The sequence below is a fragment of the Pseudomonas sp. WS 5532 genome (assembly GCF_012985445.1).
GTDB lineage: Bacteria > Pseudomonadota > Gammaproteobacteria > Pseudomonadales > Pseudomonadaceae > Aquipseudomonas > Aquipseudomonas edaphica.
Genome location: NZ_JAAQWK010000020.1, coordinates 101,705 through 119,237, shown reverse-complemented (window position 1 = coordinate 119,237; position 17,533 = coordinate 101,705). Strand labels below are relative to the sequence as shown.

At 60.8% G+C, this 17,533-nt stretch carries 16 protein-coding genes; 6 read left to right on the top strand and 10 right to left on the bottom strand.

All coding sequences use genetic code 11. The annotated features are described in order from the left end of the window. Positions 1–45: 45 nt before the first annotated feature. A complete protein-coding gene (locus tag HBO23_RS26670; protein WP_017136727.1) occupies positions 46–486 on the top strand; it encodes a TadE family protein in 441 nt (146 codons plus the stop codon). Continuing rightward, positions 483–3,212, top strand: coding sequence for a PAS domain-containing sensor histidine kinase (locus HBO23_RS26665; protein ID WP_170040368.1), 2,730 nt, complete (start codon positions 483–485; stop codon positions 3,210–3,212). Before HBO23_RS26670 ends, HBO23_RS26665 begins: the two co-directional genes overlap by 4 nt. Here HBO23_RS26665 and HBO23_RS26660 read toward each other — a convergent pair. The 5 genes from HBO23_RS26660 to HBO23_RS26640 all read right to left on the bottom strand — a co-directional run bounded on the left by HBO23_RS26660 (position 3,209) and on the right by HBO23_RS26640 (position 7,884). After that, positions 3,209–5,185 (bottom strand): pilus assembly protein TadG-related protein, encoded by a 1,977-nt coding sequence (locus HBO23_RS26660; protein WP_170040366.1) that lies wholly within the window; start codon positions 5,183–5,185, stop codon positions 3,209–3,211. The genes HBO23_RS26665 and HBO23_RS26660 overlap by 4 nt on opposite strands. A gap of 418 nt (positions 5,186–5,603) precedes the next feature. Next, complete coding sequence (locus HBO23_RS26655) at positions 5,604–6,161, bottom strand: DUF4136 domain-containing protein (RefSeq protein WP_099548144.1); 558 nt, start codon at positions 6,159–6,161, stop codon at positions 5,604–5,606. Positions 6,162–6,206: 45 nt separating this feature from the next. Continuing rightward, positions 6,207–6,809, bottom strand: coding sequence for a DUF4136 domain-containing protein (locus HBO23_RS26650; RefSeq protein ID WP_017136730.1), 603 nt, complete (start codon positions 6,807–6,809; stop codon positions 6,207–6,209). Between the two features lie 24 nt (positions 6,810–6,833). Next, positions 6,834–7,583, bottom strand: a complete 750-nt coding sequence (locus HBO23_RS26645; RefSeq protein WP_099548143.1) for a methyltransferase domain-containing protein — start codon at positions 7,581–7,583, stop codon at positions 6,834–6,836. Continuing rightward, entirely contained in the window at positions 7,576–7,884 is a 309-nt protein-coding gene (locus HBO23_RS26640) for a MazG-like family protein (protein WP_017136732.1), read from the bottom strand. The genes HBO23_RS26645 and HBO23_RS26640 overlap by 8 nt, the downstream gene beginning before the upstream one ends. Before the next feature lie 154 nt (positions 7,885–8,038). On the opposite strand from HBO23_RS26640, the gene HBO23_RS26635 reads away from it, so the two are divergent. The 4 genes from HBO23_RS26635 to HBO23_RS26620 all read left to right on the top strand — a co-directional run bounded on the left by HBO23_RS26635 (position 8,039) and on the right by HBO23_RS26620 (position 11,901). Further along, complete coding sequence (locus HBO23_RS26635) at positions 8,039–8,332, top strand: hypothetical protein (protein WP_017136733.1); 294 nt, start codon at positions 8,039–8,041, stop codon at positions 8,330–8,332. Between the two features lie 3 nt (positions 8,333–8,335). Beyond that, positions 8,336–9,685, top strand: coding sequence for an MATE family efflux transporter (locus tag HBO23_RS26630; RefSeq protein WP_017136734.1), 1,350 nt, complete (start codon positions 8,336–8,338; stop codon positions 9,683–9,685). Positions 9,686–9,809: 124 nt separating this feature from the next. Then, a complete protein-coding gene (locus tag HBO23_RS26625) occupies positions 9,810–11,342 on the top strand; it encodes a M91 family zinc metallopeptidase (protein ID WP_170040364.1) in 1,533 nt (510 codons plus the stop codon). 130 nt (positions 11,343–11,472) lie between these two features. Beyond that, positions 11,473–11,901, top strand: a complete 429-nt coding sequence (locus tag HBO23_RS26620; RefSeq protein WP_170040362.1) for a hypothetical protein — start codon at positions 11,473–11,475, stop codon at positions 11,899–11,901. Between the two features lie 8 nt (positions 11,902–11,909). On the opposite strand, the gene HBO23_RS26615 is transcribed toward HBO23_RS26620, so the two are convergent. The 5 genes from HBO23_RS26615 to HBO23_RS26595 form a co-directional block, all read right to left on the bottom strand. Beyond that, positions 11,910–12,773 (bottom strand): alpha/beta hydrolase, encoded by an 864-nt coding sequence (locus HBO23_RS26615; protein WP_170040360.1) that lies wholly within the window; start codon positions 12,771–12,773, stop codon positions 11,910–11,912. A 175-nt stretch (positions 12,774–12,948) separates the two neighbouring features. Next, positions 12,949–14,862: an arginine decarboxylase gene (gene speA / locus HBO23_RS26610; protein WP_017136738.1), complete on the bottom strand. Its 1,914-nt coding sequence runs from the start codon at positions 14,860–14,862 to the stop codon at positions 12,949–12,951. A 212-nt stretch (positions 14,863–15,074) separates the two neighbouring features. Continuing rightward, the gene (locus tag HBO23_RS26605) at positions 15,075–15,446 is read right to left on the bottom strand and encodes a translation initiation factor Sui1 (RefSeq protein ID WP_012722004.1); all 372 of its coding nucleotides are present in this window, start codon (positions 15,444–15,446) and stop codon (positions 15,075–15,077) included. Between the two features lie 194 nt (positions 15,447–15,640). Next, a complete protein-coding gene (locus tag HBO23_RS26600) occupies positions 15,641–16,177 on the bottom strand; it encodes an NUDIX hydrolase (RefSeq protein WP_170040358.1) in 537 nt (178 codons plus the stop codon). A 2-nt stretch (positions 16,178–16,179) separates the two neighbouring features. Further along, a complete protein-coding gene (locus tag HBO23_RS26595) occupies positions 16,180–17,247 on the bottom strand; it encodes a DUF2333 family protein (protein ID WP_017136740.1) in 1,068 nt (355 codons plus the stop codon). Positions 17,248–17,533 lie beyond the last annotated feature (286 nt).

Sequence of the window (17,533 nt, the reverse complement as noted above, 5' to 3'; positions counted from 1 at the left end):
ATTCTATGCTGATATCAAGTAGTAGCCGTCAGGGTAGACGCGGTGATGAAAACAAGCCTCCCGGAAAAGCAAAAAGGCGCGGCAGCCATCGAGTTCATTGCCGTGTTTGTGATTTTTTTTGCCGTGTTCTACGGCACGGTCAGCTATAGCCTGCCGCTGCTGCTGTTGCAGTCGTTCAACCAGGCCACCGCCGAAGCCGTGCGCCAGAGCGTAGGGCTGGACCCGAATATGCAAGGCTACCCCGCCGCCGTACAGGCCACTGCCAAAACGGCGGTCGCCAACCGTTTGGGGTGGATTCCCAACGCCTACAAATTCGACGCTTCCACCCAAGTCACCACCACCTTCACCAGCGGGCTGTTGTCGGTGCAGATCAACTACCCGTCGGCCAACCTCCAGGCGGTGCTGCCCTTTATTGTCCTGCCGGGCATCGGCACCGTGCCGCAGTTACCGGCAACTCTGCAGGCCCAGTCGAGCCTGCAGTTTTGACTTCGGGGGACAGACTTTTCGGGCGCTTGCTCGGTCGCAATGGCGCGCTGGAAATCGACACGCCCGCGCCGCCGTCTGCCGGGTTGCATGTGCAACTGGATAGCCAAGGCCGCGTGCTCGACCTCAGCGGCACGTTGCGCCCACAGTTGCCGCCACTGGTTAACTCGCCGCGTTTGCAAGAACTGCTGAGTGCCCATAGCGCCGTAACGGTTGAAGGCGTGCCCGTCGACTGGCAGCGCCACAGCCTCGACCTGGATTTTCACGGGATCGCCGGGCAAGTCCTGCACACCCGCGGCACGCTTCAACCCTACGACAATGGCTGGCTGCTGCATGCTGTAGACATCGGCGATTTACTCGGCGGCCGGCAATTGGCCGAGCAGCGCGAACAGAACCACCAATTGACCAGCCGCGTCAGTGAGCAACTGCGCGTGTGCAGCCTCAGCCGCCTGCCCGAGGTGTTCAACGAACAGCTAAGCAGCGTGGCGCAGCGCTGGCGTATCCCGTGTGTGGCCCTGGCGCTGCTCGATCAGGAAGACCAGGGTTGGATGATCTACAGCCAGTACGCCAACCATGATGCACCGTTGTTCTGGCACACTGGCCAACGTCTCGGGACCTGCCTGGACAGCCTCAACGGCACCACGCCGCTGAGCCTGCAAGCACCTTATGGGCGCGGCGAGCACCCGCGCTTGCACAGTATTTTCGGCAATGCCGATGGGTTCCTTGTGCCCTATCGCGATGGCCAAGGCATCGCCGCATGGCTGCTGTGCGGCGCGTACAGTGGCCAACTGCACAGCAACGACCGCGACTGGCTGAACCTCGCCGCCGCCCTCGCCGCCCCACTGCTCAGCCGCCTGCGCGAACACCGTCACCATCAACAACTCGAGCGCCAGGAAGCGTTGCAAGGCCTGCTGGGCACGGGCTGGTTTGAGTTATTGCCCGCCAGCGGCGAAATCCAGCTCGCCCCCCAATTGATGCGCAACCTCGACCCGGAAGACGGCCCGACCCGGCAACCCCTCGAAGCGTGGCTGAACCACATTCACCCCGCCGACCGCCAGGAACTGCACAGCCGTCTACGCGACCTGCAAACCCTCGGCAAACCCTTGCTCGCCAGCGCGCGCCTCAACCGTGGCGACAGCGTCGCGCCGACCTGGTATCGCGTGCAGGGCCAGGTGCTGGGCGCCGGTGAACAGCGGCGCTGGGTCGGTTTTATGCTCGACATCAGCGACATCCAGAACCAGCAGCTGCAAGCCGATGCCGCCCGCGCCCGCCTGGATAACCTGATTGCCAGCTCACCGGCGGTGATCTATGTGCAGCGCTATGTGAATGGCGCGCTGCAGCCGGTGTTTTTCAGTCACAGTCTGCTGCCCTTGCTCGGTCGCACCCTGGCCGAATGCACCCATGACAGCCTGGTGCAATGGGTACACCCGGACGACCGCGACCTGTACTTCCAGCGCACCCGCCAATTGCTGCGTGAAGGCAGCGTGCGCAGCCGTTACCGCGTGCAAGACACACACGGGGATTACCACTGGCTGCTCGACGAAGCCAAGCTGCTGCGCGACGACTTGGGCGTGCCGGTAGAAGCGGTCGGCCTGTGGCTGGATGTGACCGAGGCAACCTTGGCCGCCCAGCAGGTCAAGGACAGTGAGGAGCGCTATCGCATCCTTGTGGAAGACTCCCCGGCAATGATCTGCCGCTACCGCCCGGACCTGACCCTGACCTTCGGCAACACGCCGCTGGCCAATTACCTGGAGTGCCTACCTGCGCAGTTGCGCGGGGTCAACCTGGGTGAATGGCTGTCGACCGAACAGCGCGAAGCGTTTGTGCAGCGCATACAGCAGTTGACGCCGGAGTTCCCGGTGAGCACAGCCGAAATCAGCCTGCAATTGCCCGGCCGCGAACATGCCTGGTGGGTGTGGTCGGACCGAGGCGTCTTTGATGAGCACGGCACCCTTGTGGAAGTGCAGGCCGTGGGCCGCGATAACACCGAAGTGCGGCGCTCCCAGCAGCAACTGACGCAAAGCGCGAAAATGGCCACCCTCGGTGAAATGGCCACGGGCCTGGCCCATGAGATCAACCAGCCGCTGAACGTGATGCGCATGGCCATCGTCAATGTGCTCAAGCGCCTGAGCAATGGCGACGTGCAGATCGACTACCTGACCGAAAAACTCCAGCGCATCGACGCCCAGGTACAGCGTGCGGCGCGGGTGGTCGACCATATGCGTGTGTTCGGCCGCCGCTCGGAGGTCGAGCAGCAACCTTTTGACCCGGCGCAGGCGTTGGAGGGCACCTTGTCGTTGCTCAGTGAAGGCCTGCGTGGCAAAGGTGTTGAAGTGCGCCTGACCCAGGCGGATATCCCGGTGCAGGTCAAAGGCTACGTCGACCAGCTTGAGCAAGTGCTGATCAACCTGATGGTCAACGCCCGCGATGCGCTGTTGAGCCAGCGCGAAAAGAACCCCGAGCTGCGCCCGTGGATTGCCCTGCACACCGAACACGACAGCCGCCACGTGCGCATCTGGGTCGAAGACAACGGCGGCGGCATCGACCCGCGCTTGCTGGAACGCATCTTCGAGCCGTTTTTTACCACCAAGCCGATTGGCGTGGGCACCGGGTTGGGCCTGTCGGTGAGTTACGGCATCGTCGAGAACATGGGCGGGCGCCTGAGCGTCAGCAACGGCGAACACGGCGCACGGTTCTGCGTGGAACTGCCCAGGGCCATCGACGTTTAAATCACCAGGTAAGCCTCGCCGGTCTGGCCACAGGTGAGGTTGGCGCCGACGTTCACATTCACCAGGCTGATGCCGAGCATACTCAGCAGGTTGTTAAGGATCGGGTTGAGCAGCGGGCCGAGCAAGCCATCCACCACCGGCGTGACAATCGCGCTGACGGCACTGAGCAGCGCTGTGACCGTAGGCGCCAGAATGCCCAACGGGCTTCCTCCGGACGGTTGGTAAGCCGTGATGCCCACGCCATTGAGCGTGGTTGAAAGGCTGCTCACCACATTGGTGGCGGGTGCCGCAGCCTGATAGGTCGGCGCAAGGCCCACGTTCGGCGGCGTGGCAAACGGCGTGGTACTGGAGAACACCAGGGTTTGATTGCTCTGCGCAATCGGACTGACCACCTTGATCGCGATGCCACCACCGGCAAACGGCACGCGCGGGTCACAGCTGCCGATGCCGAGTATCTTGTGGCAGGTCTTGGTACCAATATCGATCAGGGGTAACGGCGCTACCGTCATCGGCAAGGTGGTGGAAAACGCATTGGTAATACTGCCCACATTCAACGACGCCAGCGAGGTGGTGGTGTACGCCGTCAGGCTCTTGGTGCCCGCGTTGCCGGTGGGGCAGCTGTAGGCGGTGACGTAACTGCTCGCGGCCCCGGCATCCAGTACGATGTTAATCGGCAGGTTGCCGGGTAGCACCAGCAAATCCGCCTGCTGGCAACCAGCGCCCAGCAAGCACAAGGCCGAGTTGATCGTGCTCACCAGGTTCAGGTTCAGCAGGCTGCCGAGCACCGGCGTCAGTGGACCCAACAAGTCGTTTACCGCCGTGTTCAGCCCCGACAACGCACTTAATACCGGCAAGCTCACGGTCACTTCAGTGCGCACCTGGGCGGTACGTACGTAAATTTTATTTGGCCCTGTAGGGTTGGCCGCCGCCAGCACCGGGTTGCCGATCGCTGACAACTGTGGCGGTTCGATCACTTTGACCTGGGTGGTGATATTGGCCAACCCCAGCACACTCACGGGCAAGGTCGCCGCCGCCGCGCTCTGGCTATTGGACAGTTGCACCACCCCTTGGATCAGTTGGAACACCTGCAAGTTGGCATTCAGCGCCGCAGCGGTGGTGCCGGTCTGCAATTGCAGAATCTGCCCGACGGTCAACGGTGCCTGGTTGATCGCGGCGACTTGCAAGCTGCCCAGGGCGGTGATCACGTCCGCCGTTGCGCCGTTGGCGGTCAGTACGGTGACCGCGGCCTGGATCAATTGCGCGGCGGTGACGTTGGTGTTGAGCAGCTGGGTGTAGTTACCGGCGGCCACGTTGAGGTTGACCGCCAGTTGGTTGAGGTAACTGAGCAGGTTGATATTGGTATTGAGCAAACCATTCCACCCGGCGACCGTCAGGTTGACGTTACCGCCGAGCAAGCCACTGAACAGCGGGTTCAACAGGCTCGCACTTGCGGTGTTGACGCTGGCCAGGGTGCTGTTGATGGTCAGTTGGGCCGAAGGTGGCGTGGGCACCGCCGCTACGGCGGTCGCGGTCAATACGGTATTGATGCTCACCGGATTGCCGGAGAACAACGCCCAAACCCCGGCGGCCACGCTGGTGGTCACGGTTTTGCTCACCACCACTTGAATCGCCGATGACACTGCAGGGTTGGCACTGAACATGCGCCGGCCCGACGCGCCGGTGGTCACGGTGCCGCATTGGGTCACCAGGGTATTGCCGCTGCCCACCACAAAATGATTGCGCGCCACACTCTGCCCGGCAAACGCCGCCGCGCTCAACCCGCTCAGGCACGTGCCGCTGCGGCTCACCGCTTCCAGCGCCGCCGTGTCTGCCACGCCTTGCAGCTTACGCTTCTCCAGGTACAGGCGGCCGCTGTCGATCATCAGCAATGTAAAGGCCAGCGCCACCGCCAACACGCCGGCGGCCATCAGGCCGATTGCGCCACCTTGCCTGGAACCAAGTCGGGGAGACATCGAGCACTCCTGTGCCGGCGAGTTGCCGAGCGCTTACTCTCCTGGGATGCTATTGAGTGTAGACAAGGGCTGGAGGTGGTGAAGATCAAAAATGTGGGGCTTGCCCGCGATGGCCATCGATATCTGTACAACCGGTTATTGGCAAGTGGGCTGTTGTGGCGTGCAGGCTTGTCCTGCGTTGGGTCGCGAAGCGGCCCCAGTATAGGCACTGCAGTTTTCCTGAAAGAACTCAGCGTCCGGGTTTGGGGCTGCTTCGCGGCCCAACGCAGGACAAGCCTGCTCGCCACAGGAGAAATTGGCTGCCTTCAAACGTTGTGTAGATACCTGTGCCACGATGGCGGCGGATCAGTCAATGCATCGGTGACTGACAGACCGCTATCGCGGGCAAGCCCGCTCCCACAGGGTTTGGCGGTGGTCTTTAGTGCGGTGGGTAGTTGGAGAGGATCCTGGTCACCGTGCTGCGAATGGCATCACTGCGATCCTGCGGGTTCGGCGTGCTGGCCATCATCTGCTCGTCGCTGCCACGCCATACCAGTTTGCCGTCCTTGCCGTCGAGCAGGTCGATCTGGATGGTCGCCACTTTGTAGGTGATGTTGCGCGTTTCGTTGTACATCGGCCCGCCCCAGTAGCCATTCCACGGGCCGCCCCAGGCGCCGCCGTAGTTGGTGGTGACTTGTTGCTGGCGCTCTTCGACGATCAGGTAGGCCTGTACATTCAGGTCGGCCCTGGTGCCTGCAGCGGCGGGGCGCAGGCCGCGCTGGTCGAGTTGCTCGCCCACGGCCTGGCGAATGCGTTGCTCGGTGAGGTCGCTCTTGATCCGTGGATCATCCGGGCGGTATTGCAGGGCCGGGTCTTTCCAGGCCCAGTTGCGGTACGCGCCAAAATCGCGGCTGGCATCAAAGTCATGGTTGACCTGGCTGGTCTGGCAGCCACTCAACAAGACCACTACAGCGAGTGCAGCAAGGCGACGAAGCATGAGGGTTCTCCAAAAAATGGAATAAGCCTGAGATGAGAATAGCTGCTAACTGGGTGGATAAGCGCTCATTGCCTTCTGCATCGCTTCGCGCAACGCATCAGCGCGTTCGCTCAGGCTACCCTGGCTGGTGGTTTCGGCGCTGGTGCTCCATACCGGCTGGCGCGTGCGGGCATCGAACAGGCTCACGCGGGCCACCGCAACTGTCACTTCATAGGTGCGTACCACCGGCACCGTGTTGTACATGCCGTAGCCATTGCCATAGCGGTTATAGCCACCGTAGCCGTAGCCATAGTCGTCCTGCACCTGGCGCAGGCGTTTTTCCAGACGCACGTCAGCAGTTACCAGCAGGTCGGGGGCGCGGCTGTCATGCAAAGGGCGCAAGCCGCGCTGATCTAGAGCGCCGCTGACCGCTTCGGCTATTTGCGCCGAATCCGCCCAGGCCGTCCCCGCGGGCAACTGGCCGTTAAGCCAGCCCCAACTGCGGTAGGCGCCATAGTCGCGCATCGGCGCCGGGTAGGCGCTGGCATCAAAGGTATTCGCTGCCTGGGCCGGAGCCGGCGGCATCGGGGCCGAGGCGGCCACGTAGGGGTTGGGCGTGGAACAGGCACCCAAGCCGAGGGATAACAGGATCAAACAGAGACGACGCATTTCGACCTCCGCAGACTGGGCCGCTTAAACCGGACGGCAGATCCAGTGCAAATAACGCCCAAGTCCGGCAAAGCTTGGGTGACGACGGTGAGCGAGTTCCATCTCCAACAAGTCCTGCAGATTGGCGCGAGCCTGGAACTCCATCGGCATATAGTCGTGGAACACCCGCACGCCGCTTTGGCTTTCGACCTGCCAAAGCCCTTCGAGTTGCGCCGCCAGTTCCCGTGGGTCGAGCGGTTGTTGCGGGGTAAGGCTTTGCTTCTCGCCGGCCATGTCGTTCTTGCGCATTTTGCGGAAGTGGCCTTTGAGCAGGTTGCGGTAAATCAGCGCATCACGGTTGTAGAACGCCAGCGACAACCAGCCGCCGGGCACCGTGAGCTGGTGCAGCACCGGCAGGATCGCGTGAGGTTCGGCCAGCCATTCGAGCACGGCGTGGCACAGGACCAGGTCGTAGGGCTCGGTGAGTTGGCCGAGCAATTGCTGCCAGGGCGCATGGATAAAAGTCGCGGTCTGCCCGGCGTCGGCAAACCGCTGACGGGCGCCTTCAAGCATCGGCTCGGCGGGCTCGGCCAGGGTCACTTGATGGCCGCGCTCAGCCAGCCACAGCGACATATGCCCCAGGCCCGCGCCGATATCGAGTACGCGCAAAGGGCGCTCGGGCAAGGCTTCAGTCAGGTCGGCCTGCAACACTGCCAGGCGAATCGCGCCTTTGGCGCCACCGTAGATCTTCTCGGCAAAGCGCGTGGCCAAATGGTCAAAGTGACGGTCACTCATGGGCAAACCGCCGTTCGCTGTCGGCCAGTTTGGCGCGTACCACTTCGTTCATGTCCAGGCCCAGCTCACTGCACAGCAACAGCAGGTACAGCACGATATCGCCGACTTCCTGCCCGGCGTGGGTGAGTTTGTCCGCCGGCAGTTGGCGCGACTGGTCTTCGGTCAGCCACTGGAATATTTCCACCAGCTCGGACATTTCCACACTGGCGGCCATGGCCAGGTTTTTAGGGCTGTGGAAGCGCTTCCAGTCGTTGGTATCGCGAATACGGTGCAAGCGTTCGGTGAGGTGTTCGAGGTTCATGCGGGGGCTCCTGAAGGTGTATAGCTTCGGGCGGATGCCGGGCGAAGGCAAGTGAATCCCTGTAACGCGTAAACCTCTATGCTAAAAGGGAACTCGCTTGGTGTAATAACGACCAAAGGCTCAGCGACGCCCACCTCTTCATCAGGACACACACATGCAGGTAGAAAGCTTTTTCGAATGGTTGGGCCAGGCACTGGGGTCCGTCATCCGCTTTATCGTCGACGGGCTCAGCGGGCTGTTCGGCGCCTTGACCCACGCGGGCGGCAACTTTATTGAAGGCCTGTCGCGCACATTGGGCATGGACACCTCAATCATCAGCATTGCCGCCCTCATCATCGGGTTGATGTTGCTGTACTCGGCGGTGCGTGCGTTTATGCGCGCCTCGATCATTATGGGAATTATCTGGTTGATGCTGGGTTTGTGGTTGCTCAGCTGGGTTGTGCATTAATACTTGAAAACACTCACCCTGCTGACAGATTGGCGCGACCGCCGCACCCATCGCCGCGTCTGGGCATTGGCGGCGCCGATGATCTTGTCGAACATCTCGGTGCCGCTGGTGGCCCTGGTGGACAGCATGGTCATCGGCCACCTGCCCCACGCCCATCAACTGGGCGCTGTGGCCGTGGGCGCCAGCCTGTATACCTTCCTGGCCTGGGCCATGGGCTTTCTGCGCATGGGTTCCACCGGGTTTGCCGCACAAGCCGCCGGGCGCGGGGATGGCGCGGCGCTCAGGCAAATCCTGCTGCAAGGTTTGTTGCTGGCGCTGGGGCTGGCCATGCTGCTGGGCACGGTGGGCATTCCGCTGAGCCATCTGGCCCTGGAGTGGATGCAGCCCTCGCCCGAGCTGAACCAACTGACCCGCGATTTTTTCCACACCCGCTTGTTCGGCCTGCCCGCCGCGCTGGCCAGCTATGCCTTGGTCGGCTGGTTCCTCGGCACGCAAAATGCGCGTGCGCCGCTGGCGATTCTGCTTACCACCAACCTCGTCAACATCGCCTTGAACCTGTGGTTTGTACTCGGTCTGGATTGGGGTGTGGTCGGCTCAGCACGCGCCTCCGTTATCGCCGAATGGACCGGCGCCCTGCTCGGCCTGGCCCTCACGCAAAAAGCCCTGCGCGCGTATCCCGGGCATATCGCCTGGGCCGCTTTGCAGCGCTGGCAAAGCTGGCGGCCGCTGTTGGCGGTGAACCGCGATATTTTTATCCGCAGCCTGGCGCTGCAGTCGGTGTTTTTCATGATCACGGTGCAAGGCGCACGCCTGGGCGATGCCACCGTGGCGGCCAATGCGCTGCTGCTCAACGGTCTGCTGTTGACGGCCCACGCCCTCGACGGTCTGGCCCACGCAGTGGAAGCGCTGTGCGGGCACGCCATCGGCGCCCATGATCGCCAGGCATTGCGCCGCTCGCTGGTGGTCGCTTGTGGCTGGTCATTGATCGCCAGCCTAGGGTTCGCCCTGCTGTTCACCTTCGCCGGGCACTTGTTTATCGCCATGCAAACCGATATCCCCAGCGTGCGCGAAACCGCCGATATCTACCTGCCTTACCTGGCCGTACTGCCGTTGATTGCGGTGTGGAGCTATTTACTGGACGGCCTGTTTATCGGTGCAACCCGCGCGCGGGAAATGCGTAACGGCATGCTGTTGACGGTGGTGATTGTGCTGCCATTCGCATGGGCCTTGCAGGGCTTGGGCAATCATGGGCTGTGGGTCACCTTCCTGCTGTTCATGGCCCTGCGCAGCCTGACACTGTGGGCAATTGCCTGGCGCCTGAACAAACAGGACCGCTGGCTCAGCGCCCGTTAGTAAAGAATGGCCGGTTTGCAGCGTAAGAAAAACTCACAACTGCGCGTGGAGCCTTTGCAAGGGCTACAACCACAGAGGATCCGCCTGGCCCACTCTCGCGAGCCAGAAGGAAACAGGAGCCTGCGTGAACACAGTACTTCCCCGCATTCCCCTCGGCGCATCCGACGCTCCGACATTGGCACCCCAGCCTGAAACGCCCAGCCCCTCGGCACCCACGCCTGACATTGGGCAACAGACACATACGTTGTTCAACGAAGCCAATGTACTGATCAAACGCGAAGTGGAAACCTGGCAAGACAGTGCCGGCAACTATCACTCAGCCAGCATGACTCACATCGTCACCGGCGATCAGGCAGACAATATAAAGATCACAGCCCATGACAGCAGGACATTGACGGCCATCATCAATGGGAAAACCTACCCCTTCCCAATGCCCGAAAGCACAGACCTGCACATGATAAATATTGAGACCCAGGGCGGAAATGACTCGGTGGTCATTGGCCCTGGCGTTAAGGCACCTGTTCGGATCATCACGGGCGACGGCAATGACCGGGTCAAGACCGGCGCCGGCTATGCACGGGTCAATGGGGGCAGCGGCAACGACTCCATTCACCTGGGTAGCGGCGGCGGAATCGCCTTGGGTGGTGACGGCGATGATCGGATGCGCGCAGGCACGGGCAGTGCCGTGCTGAGCGGTGGCAAAGGCAATGACGTGCTGCATGCAGGCAAGGGCGCCAATCACCGACTGGTGTATTTGAACGGCGACCAAGGCAATGACCAGCTGTATGCAGGCGCAGGCATCAACGTTTTAAATGGAGGCCGCGGCGACGATAAACTGGTGGGCGCCCGCAAGACCACGTTTTACGCAGGCGCAGGCCATGACGTGATTCACTCCACGAGTAAAAAAGATCGCATTTACGCCAAAGCGTCCGACAAGATTCATCACAATGGGCCTTCAAACGTCACGTTTATGGAGGTCAAGAACGTCGGGAGTAAAGGGCTGAAGATAGAAGGCAAACCCGAGTTCATCGACGCCGTGCAAGACGTTCTCGACCAGCTTCGAGGTTCGCCTGTCGGCCAGCGGATGCTTGAGCAAATGGACGACTTCGTGGACGACATAAGGTCTCCCGTCACCCTGCGAGAGTCTGCCGACATGAACGCCAGTTACTACTACTTCCGCAACGCCTACAGCGACGCGCTTTCCGCTTGGCAATCTTCGCAGTTTCAAAGCGAATCAGAATTGGGCTACATCAAAAATGAGGTGCCCGGTGCAGTCGCCACTCACGCCGAAATAGAGCTTCAAACCTTCCACTTCGGCCAACAGCTGTCGACCACACCGATGCTTGCACTCCAGCACGAGTTGGCCCATGCCTTCAATGGCGCCACTGGCACCTACCAACCCGGAAACCAACAGGCTTTTGGCCTCGATGGAAGCCCCATTGAGCGCTACGGTCAGCCGGTTTTCGTTAATAACGTCGAGTACCAAGCACTCGGCCTCGCCATTGAGGACGGGGAGCTGTTCGATCACGACAACAACCCGCTCACCCGGCCAACCACCCTCAATCCATCGCCCTTCACCGAGAATGCGCTACGCCAGGAAATGGGCGTGCCCTTGCGTGATCGCTACCTATGGGATGAGGCGCCGCACGCAGTTTAATCAATAGACGGGAGCCAACCTGTCAGTTCTCACAGGTTACAAACCCGACTTTCCGGCGTTGAATGGAGATCACCGCTGAAGAGCCTTCAGCTTAAGGCTGCGATCTTATTGCACTCAAGGAAGAACCCACATGAGTAACAACACCTACTTGATTATTGGCGCGTTGATAGTGGTCGCATTGATCGCCGCCGCTGTTATTCGCTCGTCCAAGAAGAAACCAGCCACCCCCCCTGTCGAAGCCGTCGCCGAGCCGTCCGTTCAGGTTCCCCCCGTCACTCCGGACACGGGCGAATGGACACTCAAACTGGACGACGCTCCGTCAACACTCCCAGCGCAGCCCGCCATCCAGAAAGGCGTGGAGGTTTGGAATCAAACGGATTTCCACGTCTTCGTGACACAACAAGGCATAAGAGCGACGCTGCCACCCCAGGGTCGAACACTGATGGACAATAGCGCTAGTCTGACAGTCAGCCCTTCAGCGCAAAACACGCTGCAGTCTGTAGCGCTGGAGGAAACCAGCCCCGAGAGCTCAGCGCAGTACACCCTGATAATCCGGTAAAGCCAGCCTCACTGGCCTGGAGTGGAGCGAATAAACGCCGTGACCCGATCCAGCACCGGCGCCAGCCAGCGCAATGGCTTGGCAATGGACGCCACTAATGTCGCGTGGCTGGTTCTGGTGAAATAAAACGCCTCGACTGGCACACCCGCTTCACGCAGCTTGTTAGCCAACCCGCCCGTATTGCGCGTGGGGTTGACCAGCGTGTCGCTCACCGAGGCGATCAACAGGCTTGGTGGAGCGTCGTAACTGACGTGGTTGATGGGCTGGGAATCGGGCGGTGAGTCCGGGAAGAAAAACACAGGGCGCACATCGCGGTTTTCAATCGGCAGGAAGTCATAAGGCCCGGCCAGGCCGATCCAGCCCTTGAGCATCGAGGGTGACAGGTTCACTTCTTTGAGCCAACGCGCATCCAGCGCCAGCATCGAGGCGTTGTACGCGCCGGAGCTATGGCCCATCAGGTAGAGCTGCTTGGGGTCGGCGCCATATTCGGCGATGTGCTGATGAGTCCAGGCCACCGCTTGGGCGCCGTCCTGGAGAAAAGCGGGGTAACGCACTTGCGGGTAGAGCCGATAGTCCGCGATGACCACCACAATGCCGCGTGAAGCCAGGGCTTCGCCGACGAAACCGTAGTCATCCTTGGAGCCGCTGTTCCAGCTGCCACCGTAGAAAAACACCACGACAGGGGCATTGGGCAAGGCAGTGACGGGACGGTAAATATCGAGTTTCTGGCGCGGGTCGGGGCCGTAGGCAATCGATGAGGTTTTGGTGAACGTGCTGGAAGGGGTCAGTGCGTTGAGCACTTTGATCGGCGAGCAGGCCGAGAGGAATGCGGCGACTGCCAGGGTTAACGCTTGCAGCCATTTGCTCGACATCGTTCAGACCTCACACAGAAGGTACGACCAAACGAAAATCCAAATGTGGGAGCTGGCTTGCCTGCGATAGCGGTGTGTCAGCCCTGAATGTGCGGACTGATACACCGCCATCGCGGGCAAGCCCGCTCCCACACTGGATCTCTGTTACTTGAAGATCTTGGTGGGAGCAGTGTACTTACGAGGACAGGTAGGACGAACGCGTCAGCCCCAGACGCAACGCATCCAGGAACTGCGTACGCTCGCTGGCACTGATCTTCGCGCTGGCGCACTTGTCGCGGTAGTGCGTCATCAACTCCTCCGGCGACAAGTGCACGTAGCGCAGCATGTCTTCGATGGTGTCGTGGGTCTCGATCCCGGCGCTGTACACCGAACCGTCTTCACGCTGGTAGATGTTTACCGAGTCGGTGTCACCGAACAGGTTGTGCATGTCACCGAGAATTTCCTGGTAAGCGCCCACCAGGAAGATGCCCAGCAAGTAGTCTTCACCTTCGTTCAAGCCATGCACCGGCAGGCTGGTCTCGATGCTCTGCTCGTCGACGTATTGCTTGATCTTGCCGTCGGAGTCGCAGGTCAGGTCTTGCAGCACGGCGCGGCGCAGCGGCTCTTCGTCGAGACGGTGCAGCGGCAGAATCGGCAGCACCTGGCCGATCGCCCAGGTGTCCGGCAGGCTCTGGAACACCGAGAAGTTGCAGATGTATTTGTCGGCCAGCTTGTCGTTGAGCTCGTCCAGCACTTGGCGGTGCGAGCGCTGGCGGGCTTTGAGCGAGTTGTGCAGGCGACGGCACACGGCGAAGTAACACTGTTCGGCCAGGGCTTTTTCCGCCAGGGTCAGCTTGCCGTCGGCGTACTGTGTAGCCACGTCGCTCATGTAGTGAGTGGCGCGCCAATACGTCTCGGTGACCATCTCGATGTCGGTCGGGCCCAGCAGGTCCACCAGCCATTGCACGGTTTCCGGCAGGCTTTCCTTGTTCTCGATCTGCGGCACGTCGTCGTTGTGTTTTTCAACGTCGGTGACCTGTACCACCAGCATGGCGTGGTGGGCGGTCAGGGAGCGGCCGCTTTCGGAGAAGATGTGCGGGTGCGGCAGGCTCTGCGCGTCGCAGAATTCCTTGAGCATGCCCACCACTACACCGGCGTAATCGTCCATGTCGTAGTTGATCGAGCTGGCATTACGCGAGTGCGTGCCGTCGTAGTCCACGCCCAGGCCGCCACCCACATCGATGTGGTCGACCGGCAGGCCGAGGTTGCGCAATTCGCCGTAGTAACGAATGGCTTCCTTGAAACCGTGCTGGTAGTCGGCCAGGTTGGCGATCTGCGAACCCATATGAAAGTGCAGCAGGCGGATGCCCTGGTCCAGGCCGGCAGCGCGGAAGCGCTCGACCACCGACAGCAATTGCGCCGCCGACAAACCGAACTTGGACTTCTCGCCACCGGTGTCGGCCCATTTGCTCGACGCCAGCGACGACAAACGCACACGCAGGCCAACCTGCGGCTTGACCTTGAGGCTCGCAGCCTCTTCGATCACCAGGCCGACTTCGGATTCTTTCTCGATCACGATAAACACATTGTGACCAAGCTTCTGGCCCATCAGCGCGAGGCGGATGAACTCACGGTCCTTGTAACCGTTGCAGACGATGGTGCCGCCCTTCGGCGCCAGGGCCAGCACGGCCAACAGCTCAGGCTTGGAGCCGGCTTCCAGGCCGATCGACACGTTCTGGGTGGCGATGATGTTCTCGATCACCGCTTCCTGCTGGTTCACCTTGATCGGGTACAGCGCGGTGTACTTGCTCTGGTATTCCAGGCGCTCGATGTTCGAATCGAACGCACCGGTCAGTTGGCGTACACGGTCTTGCAGGATGTCGGGGAAACGCACCAGCAGCGGCAAGGACAGGCCGCTTTTGCGCAGCTCGTCGACTTGCTCGTAGAGATCAACCGGCGTGCTGTTCGGGCCGTTCGGACGGACTTCAACGCGACCGGCATCATTGATCGCGAAATATCCGGCCCCCCAATGGCGAATCCCATAAACACTGCGGCTGTCCGCAACTGTCCATTGGCTGCCATCGTCTTTGCGTGTGCGTCGTACGGACATCGAAGTCCCCTATATAAAGTCGAAGATCACCACGCCCTTCTTGCAAGGCTGGCGAAGTCTAAAGAATGAAAATGACGATTTGCCTGTAAGGAAGGTAGACCCCACTCGCAGGACAGAGTTTAGACACCGGTCAGGAACAGGCTCTGTGAAAACCATGGAGACGACAGTTCGCGTTCAGCAAAGGGCCATCGGGGTGGGTTTCACAGAGGCTGCTAGCCGCCGGATTTCTTCGCTTTGTAACCCAGCTTGATCAGCTCGGCCAACAGCAACTCGACGTGATCGCCCTGGATCTCGATGACACCGTCTTTCAACGCGCCACCGGTGCCACAGCGCTTTTTCAGCGTGGTAGCCAGTTCCTTCAGGGCTTCTTCAGCCAAAGGCACGCCAGTGATGGTAGTCACCGTCTTGCCGCCACGGCCTTTGCTCTCGCGTCGTACGCGGGCAATGCCGTCGCCTTCAGGGATCAGGGTCTGTTTGCAGGTACACGAATCCACGGGCTGACGACAGTCCGGGCAGTGTCGACCTGCGTCGGTGGAAAATACCAGGCCACCAAGGGCGGCGAAGGATGCGGCTTTTTTGGCCACCGGCAATCCTCTTGGGAGGACAAAGACTGATCGGAACCCGGCTCTCGTTACAAAAGGCAGCTTACCGACCGCGAAGCCCCACTCAGGCAGGGGCAGCGCTACCGAAACGCCAAGGCGGTTCGGGTGAAAAGGCGCGCAGTGTAACGGCAAAAAGCCGCCTTGCTAAGAGCCAAATAGCGCCAATTTATGCAACTTTAGCGACGTGAGGCCAGATAGCGCCGCAAGCCCTCTTGAGCATCCGGGCAGTAAGGCTTTTGTTGAGCTTCCTGCAGGACCGTTTCAATGGGCAGAAACCGCGCTTCCATGACCTCCTCGGGCTGTAAGCGCAATGGGCCATCCCAGACTGCCGAGTAAGATTTGCACCACAGCCGGCTGCCCTCCTCCTCAAAGTAGAAGTGGTCGTGCTCGACCAGTTCCACACCGCCCACGCCGAGTTCCTCTTCCAGCTCACGGGCAGCCGAAACCGCGTAGGTCTCGCCCGCCGCCACCATGCCACCTGCCGCCGTGTCCCAAAAGCCGGGATACAGGGCTTTGCTCAGGGTGCGTCGATGCACACACAGTTCACCGGCGGAGTTGAACAGGAAGATAAAGGTGCAACGGCCGATCAGGCCGCGCTGGCGCAGGTCGGACCTGACAAGGTCGCCGAGCAGGTTGTCCTGCTCGTCCACCCAGCAGATCAGTTCAGCATCAGAGGCCACACGGTGTGCGACCTCCTTTTGAGAAGCGTCCATCATTACCCCTGGTTGAGGAGCTGACGCAAGTCGATCACTGCAGCGTTTGCCCGGGAAATATAGTTGGCCATGACCAACGAGTGGTTGGCGAGGATGCCAAAGCCACTGCCGTTAAGAATCATAGGGCTCCACACCGGCTCCTGCGAGGCTTCCAACTCGCGAATGATCTGACGCACGCTGACGGTGGCGTTTTTCTTGGCCAGCACGTCGGCGAAGTCGACTTCAATCGCGCGCAACAGGTGAGACAAGGCCCACGCCTGGCCACGGGCTTCGTAGAACACGTTGTCGATCTGCATCCATGGGGTTTCCACCACTTCTTCATCGACCTGCGGCACTTCACCCGGCGCCAGGGCTTCGGTTTTCAGTGCGGTGTTGAGCTTCACCCGACCCACACTGGCCGACAGGCGTTGCGACAACGAACCCAGGCGCGTGGCGACATCACCCAGCCAGTTGTTCAGGTTGTCGGCGCGGGCATAGAACAGCGCGCCCTTCTGGTTCGGGTCGGACAGTCGTGCCTCGTAGCGGCTCAGGGAGTTGATGCCTTCCTGGTATTCCGACTCGCTGGACGGCAGCACCCAGCTCTTGTTGTCGAAGTTAAAGCGCGGTTCAGCCTTGGCCAAATCCGCGTCTTCAGCCGACTGCGACTGTGAACGGGCGAAGTCTTTACGCAAGGCGCGGGTCAGGTCACGCACCTGCACCAGCACGCCATATTCCCAGCTCGGCATGTTATCCATCCACAGGCCTGGCGGGAAACGGTCGTTGGAAATGTAGCCACCAGGCTTGTTCAGCAAGGTGCCGACCACGGTCTTGAGGGTTTCGACGGTGGTGTAGCCAATCACCATCTGCTTGCCTTCCTTCTCGGCGGCAAGCTGGGCGTTTTGCTGGACCGGGAACAGCGCCGGCTCTTCGCTCCAGTACCAACCCAGGCCGCCGGTGACCAACAGGTACAAGGCCAGCACGCTGAGCAGCGCTTTGCTCATCAGCAGGTTGCGAAAGTAGCCGCGTTGGGTCGACTTTGGCTCAGGGGCGGGGCCTTTGGCACTGCCTGCACGGTTTTTCCAGTCCAGCATGGCGATATCCTTTCAATCACTTGAGTTCATGCACGTCAATTGTCCGGGTGCGGTCAAACACTCCGACCACAACCCTACCCCATCGTGCCCATCGGCGCGGGGCTTTTAACCGAAAGTGGCAGGTGGGAGACGTTCGACTATAAAGGATGCACGCTTTTTACGCAGCGTGACCATTGGGTCGGTAACTGAATCCCCAAGACTTGCACTTAATTGACGTATGACACTCATGCAACAGAAAAGAGGTGCTAGCATAGAGCCATCAGTCGACCTCAGCATGCACCCTCAC